General features: G+C 45.9%; 11 protein-coding genes. 2 read left to right on the forward strand and 9 right to left on the reverse strand.

Annotation, left to right across the window (positions count from 1 at the left end):
* The first annotated feature begins 5 nt into the window (after positions 1 to 5).
* Positions 6 to 1,955 carry a glycosyltransferase gene (locus QNH28_RS25025; protein WP_283909006.1) on the forward strand — a complete coding sequence of 650 codons (1,950 nt, stop codon included), beginning with the start codon at positions 6 to 8 and terminating at the stop codon, positions 1,953 to 1,955.
* Positions 1,956 to 1,975: 20 nt separating this feature from the next.
* Here the strand turns inward: QNH28_RS25025 and QNH28_RS25030 are convergent, their stop codons facing one another.
* The 8 genes from QNH28_RS25030 to QNH28_RS25065 form a co-directional block, all read right to left on the reverse strand.
* Positions 1,976 to 2,713: a glycosyltransferase gene (locus QNH28_RS25030; RefSeq protein ID WP_283909007.1), complete on the reverse strand. Its 738-nt coding sequence runs from the start codon at positions 2,711 to 2,713 to the stop codon at positions 1,976 to 1,978.
* Positions 2,710 to 3,909, reverse strand: coding sequence for a hypothetical protein (locus tag QNH28_RS25035; protein WP_283909008.1), 1,200 nt, complete (start codon positions 3,907 to 3,909; stop codon positions 2,710 to 2,712). The genes QNH28_RS25030 and QNH28_RS25035 overlap by 4 nt, the downstream gene beginning before the upstream one ends.
* Positions 3,906 to 5,360: a glycosyltransferase family protein gene (locus QNH28_RS25040; protein WP_283909009.1), complete on the reverse strand. Its 1,455-nt coding sequence runs from the start codon at positions 5,358 to 5,360 to the stop codon at positions 3,906 to 3,908. Before QNH28_RS25040 ends, QNH28_RS25035 begins: the two co-directional genes overlap by 4 nt.
* 69 nt (positions 5,361 to 5,429) lie before the next feature.
* On the reverse strand, positions 5,430 to 6,290 hold the full coding sequence (gene yunB / locus QNH28_RS25045) for a sporulation protein YunB (RefSeq protein WP_283912260.1): 861 nt from the start codon (positions 6,288 to 6,290) through the stop codon (positions 5,430 to 5,432).
* A 375-nt stretch (positions 6,291 to 6,665) separates the two neighbouring features.
* Positions 6,666 to 7,277 carry a TVP38/TMEM64 family protein gene (locus QNH28_RS25050; RefSeq protein ID WP_283909010.1) on the reverse strand — a complete coding sequence of 204 codons (612 nt, stop codon included), beginning with the start codon at positions 7,275 to 7,277 and terminating at the stop codon, positions 6,666 to 6,668.
* A 265-nt stretch (positions 7,278 to 7,542) separates the two neighbouring features.
* The gene (locus tag QNH28_RS25055; protein WP_283909011.1) at positions 7,543 to 8,412 is read right to left on the reverse strand and encodes a glycine betaine ABC transporter substrate-binding protein; all 870 of its coding nucleotides are present in this window, start codon (positions 8,410 to 8,412) and stop codon (positions 7,543 to 7,545) included.
* A 15-nt stretch (positions 8,413 to 8,427) separates the two neighbouring features.
* Complete coding sequence (locus QNH28_RS25060) at positions 8,428 to 9,261, reverse strand: ABC transporter permease (protein ID WP_283909012.1); 834 nt, start codon at positions 9,259 to 9,261, stop codon at positions 8,428 to 8,430.
* On the reverse strand, positions 9,261 to 10,457 hold the full coding sequence (locus QNH28_RS25065; RefSeq protein ID WP_042191675.1) for a quaternary amine ABC transporter ATP-binding protein: 1,197 nt from the start codon (positions 10,455 to 10,457) through the stop codon (positions 9,261 to 9,263). The genes QNH28_RS25060 and QNH28_RS25065 overlap by 1 nt, the downstream gene beginning before the upstream one ends.
* Before the next feature lie 259 nt (positions 10,458 to 10,716).
* Between QNH28_RS25065 and QNH28_RS25070 the strand changes: the two genes are divergently transcribed.
* Positions 10,717 to 11,277, forward strand: coding sequence for a GbsR/MarR family transcriptional regulator (locus QNH28_RS25070; protein WP_042191677.1), 561 nt, complete (start codon positions 10,717 to 10,719; stop codon positions 11,275 to 11,277).
* A 59-nt stretch (positions 11,278 to 11,336) separates the two neighbouring features.
* On the opposite strand, the gene QNH28_RS25075 is transcribed toward QNH28_RS25070, so the two are convergent.
* Complete coding sequence (locus QNH28_RS25075) at positions 11,337 to 16,346, reverse strand: carbohydrate binding domain-containing protein (RefSeq protein WP_283909013.1); 5,010 nt, start codon at positions 16,344 to 16,346, stop codon at positions 11,337 to 11,339.
* Positions 16,347 to 16,350 lie beyond the last annotated feature (4 nt).

Here is a 16,350-nt window from a genome sequence, read left to right on the forward strand (position 1 = left end):
TTCCCATGACCACACCCGATATCACACTTTGTATGATTGTTAAGAATGAGGCGAACCACCTGGAGAAATGCCTGTCCTCTGTGCAAGGAATCGTATCAGAAATCATCATTGTGGATACCGGGTCTGAGGATAATAGCAAAGATATAGCGCTTAAGTTTGGTGCAAAGATCATCGATATGCCTTGGGAGAATGATTTCTCGAAAGCACGAAACCAAAGTCTGAAGCATGCAACTTCCCCCTGGATTCTGGTACTTGATGCCGATGAGGCTGTAGACCATTGGAGGAAGGATCAGGTCCAGGATCTGCTGGGCGCAGCGCATATTCACGGATATTGGCTGCCCATTATCCACTATATCGGTGATGCCCCTGAAGCGGATTTTGTTACCGATCATGTCTGTCGCCTGTTCAGAAACGATAAAAGAATCATCTTTCGTGGAATCATTCATGAGGAGACGGCCAGCAGCATTTGGGAGCTTCCTGAGGGGGAGATCGCTTACGCTGAATTGCGTATTAATCACTACGGTTATTTAGAGGATGAATTGCAACGCAAAAATAAATACCAGCGCAATTTAGCTCTCATCAATAGTGGGCTGCAGCTTCAACCAAGTCAGCCAATCCTTCGTTATGCACTTGGGGTGGAGTATTATCAACAGGAACAATATCATGCAGCGGCAGATGTACTTCTCCCATTGCTTAATGAGGTTCCAACCCAATCCGGGTATACCTCCGATATTTATCTTAAGACTGCCTACGCCTTACAACGATGTGGTCGACAGCAGGAATCCGAGGAAGTCTTTCATGCGGGGAGCTTATTGTTTCCCGATTTCACTGATTTATTAGAGGGGTATGCTGCTTTGTTGCTCGAACAAAGAAAGCTTGGTAAAGCTAGACACTTCCTACAGCAAGCTCTGATGAGCGGGGATACGGCACAGCAATATCCTTCTTCCTCGGGAAGCGGAACGTATCGAACAGAACTACTGGCGGGCAGAGTGTGTGAGAATTTATTTCTGTATCCAAACGCGCAAAAACATTACGAGGCGGCTATACAATTCAAAACAGATTATACGGATGCGTGGAAACAGCTTGTCCCGCTAAGCCTGCTTTCTGGAGAGAGGTTAAGTCTGATATCATTGACCCGCTGCCATATTCACGCGCTCTCACCGGTTACCTTAAGCTATCTTGTGCCTGCAGCGCTCAATGCTCGTGACATTGAATGGCTGACCACTCTCTCTACTGCTCCACAATTACCGCCGGCCGTTCAGACCATTGTGCAGACTTTTCTTCCCTGTACACAGCAGCAAGTGGGGCATAACACCCTCGCATCGCTTGAACTGCTGCTTCATGATCCATCTTTTCTTTCCGAACGTTCATCTATACTTGGCTATCTCTGGGCGTTATCCTGCCGTGCTGAAGATATAGAATCAGCCATGCAGTGGCTTATTTCCTTATTGCCATACAGACCGGGAATGTTAGCGATTCATCATATTTTAACAGGTCGTTCTGACATTAAGCCTGCTCTTTCTGATCTGAGCTACGCTACACAATTGCTGCTTCAGGTCGGTGCTTGGGATCATGTATTAACGCTCTATCGACAATCAAAGAGTTCTTCCTTCCAATGGTGCAAGCTGCCGCAGCCCTTACTCTTTGGATTGCTTGAGGCTCCTATACCTGTAAAGAAACAGTGGTGCTCCATCTATCTCAGTCAAAACCTTCATTATAATGCCTCAACGGACTGCGCCGAATGGCTATTATATGTGGCAATAGCTTGCTCTTGTGGGGAAATTCCAAAGATTGATCTATCAGATGAAAAAGCTTTGCACAGGATCGGGGGAACAACCGCTGCAGTGGGTCTCTCATACTACAAGCTTATGCTCGCTGCAAAAGCTTATCCCTATGGGATATCCTCAGGTCATATTTCATGGGGGTTGCTCGTTAGATCTGCCAGTCAGACCTAGCCGACTGGCAGATTCGGATTTCAGAGCTCTTCCTTCCATTCGACCAAATGGGGCTGCACATCTAGAATCGACTGGTACTGCTCCAGACTCCCCCAACGTCCCTCTGGATCAAGCTCCAGATAACGCGAGTATTTACGTCGAAGCTCTTCGGGTGAAACTGCCCATCCATAATGCTTCACTCGCAGCTCGGCAAGAAAGCCCGGCAATACAGAGTAGGAAAGCGGGAGCCTAGGAACATGATGATCCATTTTCGGAAAAAAATAATGAAAATTCGGCAAGTATCGAACCAGTGTACGAGTATGCTTCGTATGGATATTCCAATGTTCATCTTCACGATAATGGGTGGTGCCACCCCAGAAATCAAATAACCGGAAGGATACCCAGTCATACACATCCTGATCAATCAGCCGTCTCATCTCCCGTTTGGCTGCCTCTTCATAGAACTCATCAGCGTCCACTGAGAGAAGCCAATCCGGATTCGTTGACACCGCCAAATTCCATAACGTCTGCCTTAGCTCCCACTCACGATTAAACAAGGAGGTCTCCAGTGTCACAAGCTTCGTAACCTTGGCAAAGGAACGACATAACTGTGCCGTATGATCCGTACTTCCATCATCTACAATCACAATATCATCCACGAACTCACTTAGTTCTTCAAGCACCTGCTCCAGATACCTACCAGCTTCATTTCGAACCTGCATCATAGCGGTCAAGCGGTTACCTGCTGTTTTGCGGAGAGGCCATCTATGAGTACTCATCCCTCCACTCTCCTTCTCAATCGTCTTATAGCCTCTTCTAGATCCGCCATCTCTGATAAAAGCGGCCACGCCTGATTATCTTGCCCTGCCGCATTCAAGAAGCTGCGAATAGCCTCATGTCGTCTGCCATGTAGCAAATGTATTGTGCCTTCTATAACCCCATCCACGCTTCCATCCAGTTCATGCTGAAGCTCCAGCGCCTTCTCCCATTGGAAGGTCCGAATATAATTCTGAATCAGCAGCCGCTTTGCTTCTGAGGTAGTGAGCGAGCTTAGAATCCGTATTCCCGCAGCCTCATCCTCATTCAAACGGAACAGCTCAGCTCGAACAAGTTCGTACTGCCCAGAGTGAAGCCAGCCCTGCAGTCTTTCCGCCTCCAGCTTCTCTTCAGTTGTTAATGCCGTAATCGTGTACTGTTGAACAGCCGTTTCCAATTCCCCTGTCTTGACCTCTATAGCCGAAAAAAAGCGAAAATGTGAATGAAGACAATCTAAATATTCATACAGGACCATCAGCTCAAAGGATTGCGCCAGATAACGGTTTGCTGCGGGATCGCCCAACAAGTACAGATAGGAAGCTGCCAAATAATGTACAACAGGTTGGCTGGGCAGCTTAGCGCACATGGAAATATAATAATCCGCCCGCAACTCAAGCTGGATACTAACCCAATCAGAGGATATAGTTGGATCCTGCCACAAGTTCACTATCGCCTTCCTCCATAGCACCTCATAATCCGTAAGAAAATGTAGCCGATCTCCCTGAAAGGTGATTCCATAGGATTCCTGCTGATCCCCGCCGAGATAGATCACACCTTCCCTGCGTAAGCTCTGCTCTAGATAAATCCTTTCGGATCGGGTGGCTACAAGGTCAGCTTTTGCGCCAAGCAAGCCACTGTATTTATCCCATAACCACTTTTTTTCTTCTTCCTGACAGCGTTCTAGCAGAGCCACTACATAGGTTGCCTGCAAGGAGAGAACCTCTGAGAGCCAATAGGGAGAAGAGACAAGAACCGTGTATTGCTTCACGTTCAGAGAATAAATATCTACAGCCGCAACGGCCCTAATCTGAGTGTTAGTCTGCTGTTCACGGGTCATTCGTCCAGCAAAGCAGACCTCTTCCCGGTCGGGAAGAAGCTCTAGCAATCTTTTATATTCGTAGTCCTCCCAAGAACCTCCGCTTAGAATTAGATATTTCATGGGTGTGCCTCCTTGGAATCGGACAAATCCCCAATATACCCTATTACCAGAGAGGCTTTAGGGTGAAGCAGCAATTGACGGGAAGTAGACTTCCTATTGCTAATCATCCCAGGCACAATCCCTCCTTTATAAGCAACACGTTCAAGAGGTAAAGTGACCGCTGAATCTCCCCCTGCAAGCAAATGAACCCCCGCTTCCTCCATTTCGGTGGATAAACTGACGATCAGATCTGCCGAGCCTTGAGTTATAGCCTTCATCACTCGTTCAATATAACGTTTCTCATATAGGATGGAAGTGGACAAATACAAGATGATCTCACTCTCATATAATGCAGATGCGTTCTTTAACGCCCGTAGCCATGCATCCTCACCACGAACTGTAATCACTACATCATGTTCGCTAACCGTAAATTCAGGAGTAGCGTCCACCGAAGTATCTCTGATCCAAATCCAGCGAACATGCTTGTAGCTCTGCTGCTCCTGTACAGCTATCCATTGCTGAGTCAGCTCATCGCAATCCTTAGCTTCATCAAAATACACTATGGCCGTCACCAAGGGTGAGACTAAAGGCATCCTGCCCAACGGTATAACCGGATGCGGAAAGTTTAAGGTTTCAGTAGCCGGCACTAAGATTTCTTCATTCCCTATCCCGCTTTCAAATGCCCATTTCTTGCAGTATGTCTGCCAGCCATTCGTCTGTTTGGATTCCTCTTTCGTTCTAAGGTATCTATCGAGAGACTGAATAGCATGAACATACACAGCTTCACTCAGTGCCAGCTTCGCTCCAATCTGCCGCGCTCGGAGACACCAGTCAGCAATCATGAGATACCGTGCTTGAAGCGAAGCGTCAAAACCGCCAATTCGCTGAATCAATTCCTTAGTAAATAGAAGACAAGATCCGGTTAGCACTTCCACCTCGCGCCATTCACCTTGGTACCGCCCAAGGCTATAGCTTACATGGTCAGCTAATTCATGATGAGTGCCAAAGTGAAGTCGTTTCTTCCCTTCCCCTCTCTCGGTAGAAGAACGTGGGGCCACGACTCGAACGGAAGCATCATCAAAGGAAACCCACATTAACTCGCTTAACCAGCCAGGCGATACCATAATCGAATCTTCAAGCAGAACAGCAAAGGTGGTCTCGATATGGGCCAGGGCTAGGTTGGGCATATACTCTTCCTTCTCATAGGGTAAGAAGAGCACTGGCTCCTCCGGCGAGAACTGTCTTGCTAATACCTCGATGGGGAAATTGGGCGTCATTGAAACAGCAATAATGCGCACAGTCGCTCCCGAGTGGAGCAGCAGCAAGGGTAAACAGACCGTTGCACATTCCATACGGCTAAGCTCAACTACAATAGAAATCCCATCATTACTAGGCAAGGGGAGTAGTCCCGCACGTTCAAGGGAACTATATCTCCCTGCCAAGCGTTCCACATTCAGCGATTCATATGACATCAGGACTCACGCTCCATTTATTTAAAGCTACTCTACCTATAGTCTATGAGCGGTGGAGCACGATATCCCTTAATTTCCTCCATTTACACCTTTGTCGCCTTCTTCTGTATGATCTGTGCCTGTATTCGAAGAATTGGATGCAGCTGGCGATGGATTGCTATCCTTTTGGCTATTTCCAGTGCTTTCCTTGCTCTGATCGGATACTCCATTATTATCGCTACTTACAGATGGTGCAGGAATAGCAATTCCCGGAGCACTGCTGCCATTAGCTCCGACAGGCTGGCCTTGATTATCGTAGTAATACATAGGCACGTCTCCGACGACCATCAAATAAGACACAGGAATTTCCGTATCCACTACTTGGGGTTCCATGTCAAAAGGAACAACGACCGCTACCTCCGTAACGATATGGATATAGACCTCAACTAAAATCATATTGATTCCGGCATTTTGCTGGCGAGTGCTGAGTTCCACCTTAACAGCACCTTGCGGTTCAATCTTGATCGGGATATCAGGTCCATAAGAGGCGATGAGGGGACTACCTAATGCCTGACCAAGTGGAATATATTCTGTCTGATTATGCAAATCCTGCAGTGTAGTCTGGATGACCTCTGCTGCTTGCGAAGTAATACGCATATGCTCCGCATAGTTCAGCATAAAGCCTGATATTTTCCCGTTCTTATCGGTCTTCCAATCAATCAGTTCCTCCGCATTTCCTCCGTTCGCAACTTGTGAAGTAATCGCTTTATTTATCGACTCAGTTGCGATTTGCTTCACACGAATTTGTGCTAAATGCAAGATAGGCGGCTTCAAGTGCAGCTCCACATATCGCAGTGCCTGTAACACAAGCACAATCAATACTAAGGATGCAATCAACCAAAATTTGCGCCGGCTTCTTGGCTTACGCGTGTTTCCACCGGAAACGGTCATCTTTCTCTCTGCCCTACTGGACGCTCTCATATGACTTCTGCTTCGCTTAGCTTCAAACCGTGCACTTTGTGGTCTAGCCGCTGCCCTACTAGGTTTTGACTTGAACGCGGAGCTTCTTCCAGAGAACCTCGGCGTCCCGCCCCCATTTATTTTTGGCAGCCGAAGTTGACCTAGATCAGGTAATCTTAGCCCTCGGTTCCCCCATTTTTTTAATCTCCCCATTGCGATAGTCCCTCCCACCTTACGTAGAGGTCAAGCCACCTCCACTTAGTTTAAGGTATTCGGACAGAAGGCAAAAAAGAAGAACGTTCCCTCCGGCGGATAATGCCAAAGAAACGTTCTTCATTCATTAGAAGATCAATTAAAAATATATATTTAGTGCATTCTACTCCGTTTATCTTCCTGCAAATGGTCCCAGTGCCGCCGTATAAAGATACCGATTAGAATAGCGATAAACACGGCATACCAAGTAAGATAACCATCCCATTCTTCCTTAGGGACAATCAAGCTTGATCCGATTGTACCGAATAGCCAAATGTAAGACATATTCCCAAGCACTGTTCCCCAAATAAAAGATGATGCTTTAATCGGTGAAACTGCGGACATAAAATTGATTACATTGTTCGGAATAATTGGAATCGTACGTAGAAGCACCAAAGTCCAGATTCCATATCGATCCAAGTACCGCTGCCATTTGTCATACCTTTTCAGCTTGGACCTCCATTTTCGATCAAACCAATTGTACAGGTATCGCCGAATGAGGAAGTACATCAGTATTCCACCCAGATTACAAGCCAGCCAACTAATTAGCATACCTCCAACAACGTTAAAGACAGACACATGGAGGACAATCAAAATTACAAACGGAAAAAATCCTAATATACTCTGCAAAAGTGCCAATGGAATCGTCACAAATAAAATAGAGGGTCCACTAAGGCCAAGCGTTTGCAGCAGCCAATCTATCCAGGTATTTATGGTCTCTGTCATGAAGCAGTCTCCTCTCTTGACTCCTTGCAGCAGCTGCCTCCTGATTTACTTCGCTAAAGCATAAGTGTAAGCATTAAAAATATAAGAAAAGTACCTATATTACTCTAATTACTTTGCTTATATTCCCAAGAAAAACACCCCTTCCGGGGTGTTTTATTGAATGAGTTTGCTTATGAAGTGCATTTGTAAAGAACAGTGGTTAGCGTACAAGTTACACTTTTGTAATCCATTGATTCTTCACATCATACCACAGAATTCTATCTACTTACAATTCTACACCTTGAATCCATGCATTTACTTTATCAGGGTTATTTTCTACCCAAGTCTTAGCAGCTTCTTCTGGTGATTTCCCACCTTGAACCTCAACCATTACTTTCGCCATATCTTCTGCCGTCCATTCGAATTGATCCAAGAACTTATAGACATTCGGCATGTCTTCTTTCAGACCTTGGCGAACCATCGTATGGATTTGCTCATCCGCACCATATACACCTTTTGGATCTTCCAGATATTTCAGGTCCATATTGGCGAACATCCAGTGTGGTGTCCAACCCGTTACAACGATAGGCTCGTTGTTGTCATAGGCTTTTTGCAGCTCCTGAGCCATCGCTGCCGATGAGCTTTCTAGAAGCGTGTAATCACTAAGACCATACTCCGCAATAGCCTTTTCAGTCGTCGTCATAATACCAGCACCTGGCTCAATTCCGATAATTCGATTGCTCAGTTTACCTGCCAGGTCACTGTTCTTCAAGTCTTCAATAGAATTAATATCCATGTACGCTGGAACTGCTAAACCAACTTTAGTTCCGTTCAAATTAGCACCTAAATCTTCGATTTTCGAACCATACTTCTCTAAATAAGCTGCATGCGTGCTTGGTAGCCAAGCTGCGACCATAGCATCCGCACTACCATCAGCAACCCCTGCCCACATTGGGCCAGCATCTACCTGCAGCATTTCAACGGTAGCTCCAAGCTTAGTTTCAAGTACTTCTTTAACAACATAAGTACTCGCAATTTCGGAATCCCATGCCACATAAGCCAATTTTACCTTTTCGTTACTTGAGGATGAACATCCAGCAATAACAGTAATCATCATAATCACTAACAAGAATAAACCTATATTTTTTTTCTTCATATCTCTTTAAAACCCCTATCTCTTTTTTGGTTTTAGTGCGTTCTGCGTTAAACGGTCGAGTAGAATAGCTATAATAACGATAGCAATCCCCGCCTCGAAGCCATCTCCTGTCTTAGCCTGCGATACCGCACGGTATACATAGGCACCTACACCTTGCGCACCAATCATAGATGAGATGACAACCATCGATAGTGACAACATAATCGTCTGATTGACGCCTGCCATAATCGTTGGCAGCGCGATCGGCAGCTGCAATTTAACCAGTTTCTGAGTAGGTGTTGAACCGAAAGCATCAGCTGCTTCCACTAGCTCCTCTGAAACTTGGCGAATACCGAGATTGGTCAAACGAATTGTCGGCGGAATCGCAAAGATGATCGATGCAATTACACCTGGAACTACCCCAAGTGAGAAAAAAGATACCGCTGGCAATAAATACACAAATGCCGGCATCGTCTGCATAAAGTCCAAAATAGGCGTAACAGTATTTCTAACCGCATTTCTCTGCGCACACAAGATACCAATCGGTACGCCGATTACTACAGCCAATATCGAGGCGGTTAGAACAAGGGCTAAAGATTGCATCGAAGGTCCCCATAATCCGAGATTATCGATTAAGAGCAGTCCGATGACCGCAAATAAAGCCATGCGCCATTTCCCAATCCAATAAGACAAGGCTGCAATAAGTACGATAAGCACTAATGCAGGCAGGAAGGTCAGTGCACCTTCAATTGCAGAAACCATTCCACCGATAATCGTAGCGATAAAGTCAAACAAGGGGCCACAATACGTAGTTAGCCAGTTTTCCAACCACTCGAGTGCCTTTCCTAAAGGCAGTTTTGGAATGTCCATTAAGATCCTTCTCCTTCCGGTACCGCGTTACCCGCGAGTGCGGAAAGAACGGCTCCCTTAATCACAATGCCCTTTAATTTATCCGCTTCATCTACGACGGCTACAGGCAAATGTGTCTCAGATATTAGTTCAAAGAAATCATTGAGCAGCGTTTCTGGATATACACGAGGGATCTCCCGCCGTGTAACCTCTAGGATAGATTTATTATCTTTCAGTGCCTGTGCTGCATCCTCAGCTGTAATAACACCCAAGAGCTTGTTTTCTTTGTCTACCACATACAGGCTGAATATGCCGCTATCGCGCATCAGTTGAAGGGCTACACGAGGTCCACGCTCAGGTCTAACCGTTTCTGGTTGCCGCATCACATGAGCTGCAGTTAGCACCTTGGACAAGTCCACATCCTCCACGAACCGCTCTACATATTTATTGGCAGGTTGAATGAGAATCTCTTCCGGTGTACCAATCTGCACGATAACGCCGTCTTTCATCAGCGCAATCCGATCACCAATCCGCAGGGCTTCGTCTAGATCATGAGTGATGAACACAATCGTCTTCTTCACTCTGGACTGCAATTCCAGCAGCTCCTGCTGCATGTCTTTACGAATCAGCGGATCCAGTGCACTAAAGGCTTCGTCCATGAGCAGGATATCAGGGTCATTAGCAAGTCCTCTTGCTAGTCCCACACGCTGCTGCATCCCTCCGCTTAGTTGATCCGGGCGATGGTTCTCCCAGCCCTTTAGACCCACTAGATGCAATGCCTCCATGGCCCGTTCAGTTCTCTTCTTTTTATCTACGCCCTGAACCTCAAGTCCGTATTCCGCATTCTCCAATACCGTCCGGTGTGGAAACAATGCGAACTTCTGAAACACCATGCCGATGTTCTTGCGCCGAAATTGCCGAAGCTCCTCCGGGTTCATTTTTACGACGTCTTTTCCTTTAAAAAGGACTTGTCCCCCTGTAGGTTCAATCAAACGGTTCAATAAACGAACCAACGTTGACTTCCCACTGCCGGACAATCCCATAATGACGAATATTTCTCCTTCTTCAATGCTGAATTCGGCTTTGTTGACTCCGACTGTCAACTTTAATTCCTGAGCGATCTTTTCCTTCGACCACCCTTGCTCTAATAATGGAATCGCCTTTCCCGCATCATGACCGAATACTTTGGTTAGCTTTTTCACCTCTATAATAGCCATGCCGTCCTCCTTCTCCCGAAGATATATCCGGGTTTAGTTCACTTATAGTAGTGTACCGGACTATTGAAAATTCATGCAAACACCATATACGGATAAAATTTAGTGTACAGTTTTAACTTTACGTACTTTATATATAGAATACTCTGTTTTACACCAAATTCCTTTCTTCATGATTTCTTTACTTATGGAGGGGGATTTGATTACAATACATTGTATAAGGTTGCAGCAGTCTATCGACCTATTCCTCAGGAGGGACATCATGAACGATTTAGAAGGGTTAACACCCGAACAAATAGAGAAGATTAGTAAGGCCCGTGAACGCGTGATAGACTCTATCGGTAAAAATATGGACCTATACGGCATCACTTTATCAATTGGGCATTTATACGGTTATATGTATTTCAATCAAGGTCCAGTGACACTGGACGAGCTTAGCAAAACAATGGGAATGAGCAAAACGTCCATGAGTACGGGAGTCCGTACCCTCCTAGATCTGAAAATGATCGATAAAGTTTGGGGGAGAGGGACTCGCAAAGACCTGTTTACCACCGTGCCTGACTGGCATCAGAACTTCAGTGATTACTTCTCTATTAAATGGAGAAAAGCCGTCGAAGGAAATATGATCTCACTAGCGAAATCACTTGCGGAAATTAACGATATGAAAAAAGAGTATAGTGACGATAGTAAACTTATGCAGCTCTTAAATACAGATGAAGAGAAGATTACCGAATCCATTAATTACTACCGCTGGTTGCTAAAATTAATAGAATCTTTTGAGAATGGTAAGATCTTCGAATTTATCCCTAAAGAAGAATCTTAATTCCAAGCCAAAAAAACGACAGTGCTCCTGTAAAAAGGAAAACACTGCCGTTTTTTCGTTTAACCTTCGATTAAACTTACATCATCCAAATAAATCGTGCTGCCCGCACTAATTTCACTATTCGTCTCCGTACTGTTTCCATCAATAAGCCCTAGTAAAAAAACAAGATGTGCCCCTGCGTCTGTCGCACCGTTCATGGTAAATGTGTAACTGAATTCTTTCATATTCTCGGTCAGAGCTACAAGCTCAGCTTCCATATATTTGGTGTAATCCCCGCCTTTATGCTCCACAGCTACCTGAATATTACGGTTTACCGTAGAACGGGCCTTAAACTTCAAGATGTACGTCTTCCCCTGAACAAGCTTCAGGTTTTCGTAATCCACTTGTGCGCTGTAGGCAGCTTCCCCTGTGCCTGTCAGGTCTATCGCAAATTCCCCATCTTTTACAGCAGCAGATCCAGTTCCATCAAAATACTGGCTCCATCCTTTGGAATCCAAATCAAATGTTCCATTATCCAGCGTGCCGCTTGGTGGTGTCACTGGCGGACCACCTTGTACTTCCCGAACCACAATATCGTCAAAAGAAATCGTATGTGGCGTACTGTTAGCCGTAGGATCAGCGCCCAGCGATTTGCCGATCAGATAATTCAGCTTCAGCGGATTGCTGTTAGACACCGTAAATTGTGCGCCATAAGTTACCCAATCAGCAGTAATATCAAACTTAGCTTGAGCAGAAGCTGCAGAAGTATTGGAGTATTCTAGGATGATCTGCCGCGGAACCGTTGATTTCGCCTTAAAGCTCACCTCATATGTTTTTCCGCCTTCCAGTGGGATACCTTCTTGGTAAAATTGTGTATGCCACGCCTCCCATCCTGCTGACGTAATCAAGATTTCTGCCACGCCATCCTTCACAGCAAACGCAGAAACACCACCTTCTCCAGACCATGTAGACCACCCCGTATTACCATTGCCGAACGAGCCATTTATGACTAGATTGTTATCGTTAGCAAGTATCGTCTGAAGTACAGATGCATTTGCGTAATGGTCAGCTTCTACAGTGATTGTATAGCTGCCCTCGGATGGAAATACTGCTGCATCGATTGTGATTTTTCCAGGCTCAATGGTGTACTGTTCAGTTTCAAGTGTTATACCATTAACCTTCACTGCAACGATTTTCTTTCTCCAATCCTCATGGTCTATGAAGGTTAGCTCAATCGGCTGCGAAACTCTGTTATTGCTGCTATCGCTTAGTAGTTCCTGCGGTTTAGCCGGTGCATTTTTGATTTCAAATTTCACATTATCGATGATAATATCATGGCTTTGAGGAATACTAATCCCCTCAACCTTCCCAAGCAGGAATTTAAGAGACAATGTGTCCTTGCTGCCTTGACGGAATTCGTATTTGTAATGATTCGTTGCTGGTGTGAGCTCTACAATTTTTGTAAATGAAGCCTGATAAGATGCATTTTCAACATTTACTCCGATTTTTCGGGCTATGGTTGAACTGGCATCAAACTCCAGCACATAATCTATTCCACTGGCAGCTTTCAAATTATTTTGAAACAACATCACGGAATATGGCTGACTACCCGTATTCGTAATGTTAAACTTTGCTGTTCCATCTGTAGCAGTAGCGGTGCTCTGTCCGCCCTGCTCCGTCAACAGCCGATCCCAGGCATGAAATTCAGCGTTGAATTCACCATTCACAAGCGGGTAGTAGACAAGTGATGGATCATAATAAAAGCTCGTGCGCAGCAACTTGAAGTTATCCAAGATGACTGTATCGGTAGCACCGTTCAGAAGTAACACAAATTGTCCCTCATGATCCGTTGTACCTGCAAGGTTGGTGAAGACTGCTTTTATTTCTTGTTCACCTTGGGCTAAATTAACTGACTGCTGCGCATGTACGCTGCCGTCTTTTCCAAGAAGCTGAACTGTAGCAGTACGTGCAGAGGATACTGCAGCATTAAAGGTAAGCTCATAATCTTGGCCCTGTATGAGCTGAATTCCCTTCTGAAGCAATCGAACTTCGCCACTTTCGCTGCCGCCAATCTGCAGATTCAGCTTTCCTGTATCATCTACATTGGCAGTGGACGTTGTACCATTGGCTGTTTCTACGTGCCAATAGCTCATCCGATTGGGCTCACCAAGATCGAAAGTGCCATTGTACAGATGATTACCGCTACCGAGCGGTGTTTTTATTCCATCATGATCAAAAGGAATACTATCTACCTCTTCCAGACGGACATTACCTAACCAAACTGGTGAAGCGTTAGTTCCCATATTGAACTCTATCCGTGCTGCAATATCAGAGTTGTCCTTCATTTGAAACATCGTTTCGTAATGGGACATCTCAGAAGTCAGCTCTGCCTTAAGTGCCGGAGAATAAGCAGCAAAGCCACGTGATTCTCCCCCCGTTAATTTAACGCTAATATTACGTGACACATCTGTTTTCGTATCGAAGCTGAGCTTATAGAATCTACCTTTAGCAACGGATACGATCGCTTGAGGTTGAACGGAATACGCATTGCCTCCAGCATTACTGATATTTACCTTTAGGAAGTTATGTCCCCCAATCGGTACAGTGGAGACAGCAGCATCAGCTCCTGGTTCTTTAAACAAAACCCAGTGTGAAGTATTCGGTATGCCCATTCCATTATCTCCCGGAACCTGCTCCGTGAAGTTGTTGTTATAGACAAGGTTGCCGTCAGGAAGTGCTAGCTTTGAGCCTTCCAAGTAAGGTTCCTTATCCAGCGTAACTGGCACCGGCTCACGATACTCACGGCCTGTCAGTTCATAGACTCTGACATAATCAACCTGCATCGATTTTGGAAACACGGTTTCTGGTGTTGGATCACCATCGAAGTTGCCGCCAACAGCTAGATTTAACAGCAGGTGGAACTCCTGATTGAACGGTGCTGGATAAGCATTATTCGCAGGCTGCCCATTGCTGATGCTGTACCAGTCATTTTTGGTTAAAAACAGTTCGCCATCTACATACCAGCGAATTTCTCCCGGCTCCCACTCAATAGAATACGTATGGTATTGCTCAATCGTAGAACCTTCCGGGAATACATACTCTTTGCCAGAGTACACATTGTTAGGCCATTCGCCGCCGTAATGGATGGTGCCCGCTACCGTATTAGGTCGGCTGCCCCAGCCCTCCATAATATCAAGCTCACCAGAGGAAGCCCAATTTCCGTACTCGTAGTTCTCCGGCAGCATCCAGATCGCTGGCCAGTACCCTTTTCCGGTAGGCGCTTTAGCCCGAATCTCAAACTTCCCATATTTCTTACTAAACAGACCTTTCGTTTTAAGTCGCGAAGAAGTGTACTCCTTGCCACTTACTGCTTCTTTACGCGCAGTAATCACTAGATTACCATCCTGTATCTTTGCGTTCTTCTCATCACTTGTATACCATTGCTTCTCGTTGTTGCCCCAACCTGGATTGTTAAATTGCGAACCATCTCCAAGGTCATAGGTCCATTTCGTAGGATCAATGGTTCCTTCATTGAATTCATCTCCCCAAACCAGCGTCCACGGATCATTGGTTGGTGTGGCGGTAGGCGTTGCCGTTGGTGTCGGTGTTGGTGTTGGTGTTGGTGTTGGTGTTTCGGTTGGTGTAGTAGTTGCTGTGGCTGTTGCTTCAGGTGTAGAGGTCGGTGTCGATATTGGACCTCCATTACCAGAACTGCTTGAGGCTGAAGTTGCTACTGGCAGTGTTGTTTTACTAGTGTTTCCTTTCTTTAATGGCGAGCCGCCAATCGTTACTCCATCGGCTTTGTTATCTATTGAGGTTACGCTTCCGCTGCCTTGAATCGCTGTTCCTCCAGCGCTCGCAGTCAGGATTAACGCGGCCACCTGTGCATTGTTCTCCAGAGTCAATTGTGTTGGGCTGCCCACCGTAAGACTGGCAACAGTTCCTGAGATTCTTAGCAAAGAACCGCTGACTGCTGAGTCTGCCGAGCGAACCGCTGCAAATATCCCTCGAAGTGAGATAATGTGAGGAACGACGTCCATCTCAACATCCCCAAAGCCTGCTCCCGTAAGATCGCTACTCTCTTCCAAAATAGCTCCGGATTGCAGTTGCACAGTACCCACAGCTGTTGAGCCGCTGGCATAAATTCGAACCTTCCCGTTAGGTTTAGCTACTTGAAGCGGCCCAAGAGAAGTATTGTGTAAGCCAATACTCTGCTCACCGCCTCCGCGTACAAACGTAGTCCCTGTTACCTTTACCCCTTCAAGCTTCGCATTCCCTTCGGCGATCCCCTCGGTTAGATAAAGATTACCTTGGATGACCGTGTCTTTAAGAATCACATCGGCCTGATTAATGACTATATTGCCCTTTACTGTTCCAAGCGAAGTCTCTCCAGATTTCAGGAGGAGTCCCGAAACCATCCGATCAGCAAGCTGAGCAAGCTCTGCACGTGTAATTCCGCCCCCAGGCTTAAACAAACCTCCAGGGTAACCTTTAATAAAGCCAGCACTCGTTAGGGCTACTATCGCTTTCGCAGTTTCATCATTGACTCCGTTCAGATCAGTGAATGCTGCCGTACTGCTTTTGTCCGTATTGAAACGAAACACTTTCTCCAAGGCCAACGCCGCCTCAGCGCGCGAAAGCGCACGTGAGGGATAAATGTTGTTGTTCTGATCACTGCTTAAATATCCAGCTGCAATTCCTTTGGCAATATCACTTTTATACCAGTCTGTAGCCAGGACATCCGCTGGAAGCTTATCCGATTGCTCCTGATAATTAAAAATACGATTCATAATAGCCGCGAATTCTGCCTTCGTGACTTCCTTGCCCGGTCGAAACGATCCATCGTCATATCCACTTATGATCCCATTTGCGCTCCAGCGCTGTAATGGACCTGCAGCCCAATGGCTTGGAGATACATCCGTAAACGCTTTCAATACATCGATTGCTGCACTTCCTACTTTCGTTGCCGCTGAATCAGGTGAGTTTGCCTTTAATGCCTCTGCCGCTGAAGCATTCATGCTCCCAACCGGTGATAGCAGCCCGGTGACAAGGAGCATAGCAGTTATTGCAGCTGTGAAATTCCTCTTCATCCTA

This window comes from Paenibacillus sp. G2S3, assembly GCF_030123105.1.
Taxonomy (GTDB): Bacteria; Bacillota; Bacilli; order Paenibacillales; family Paenibacillaceae; genus Paenibacillus_AQ.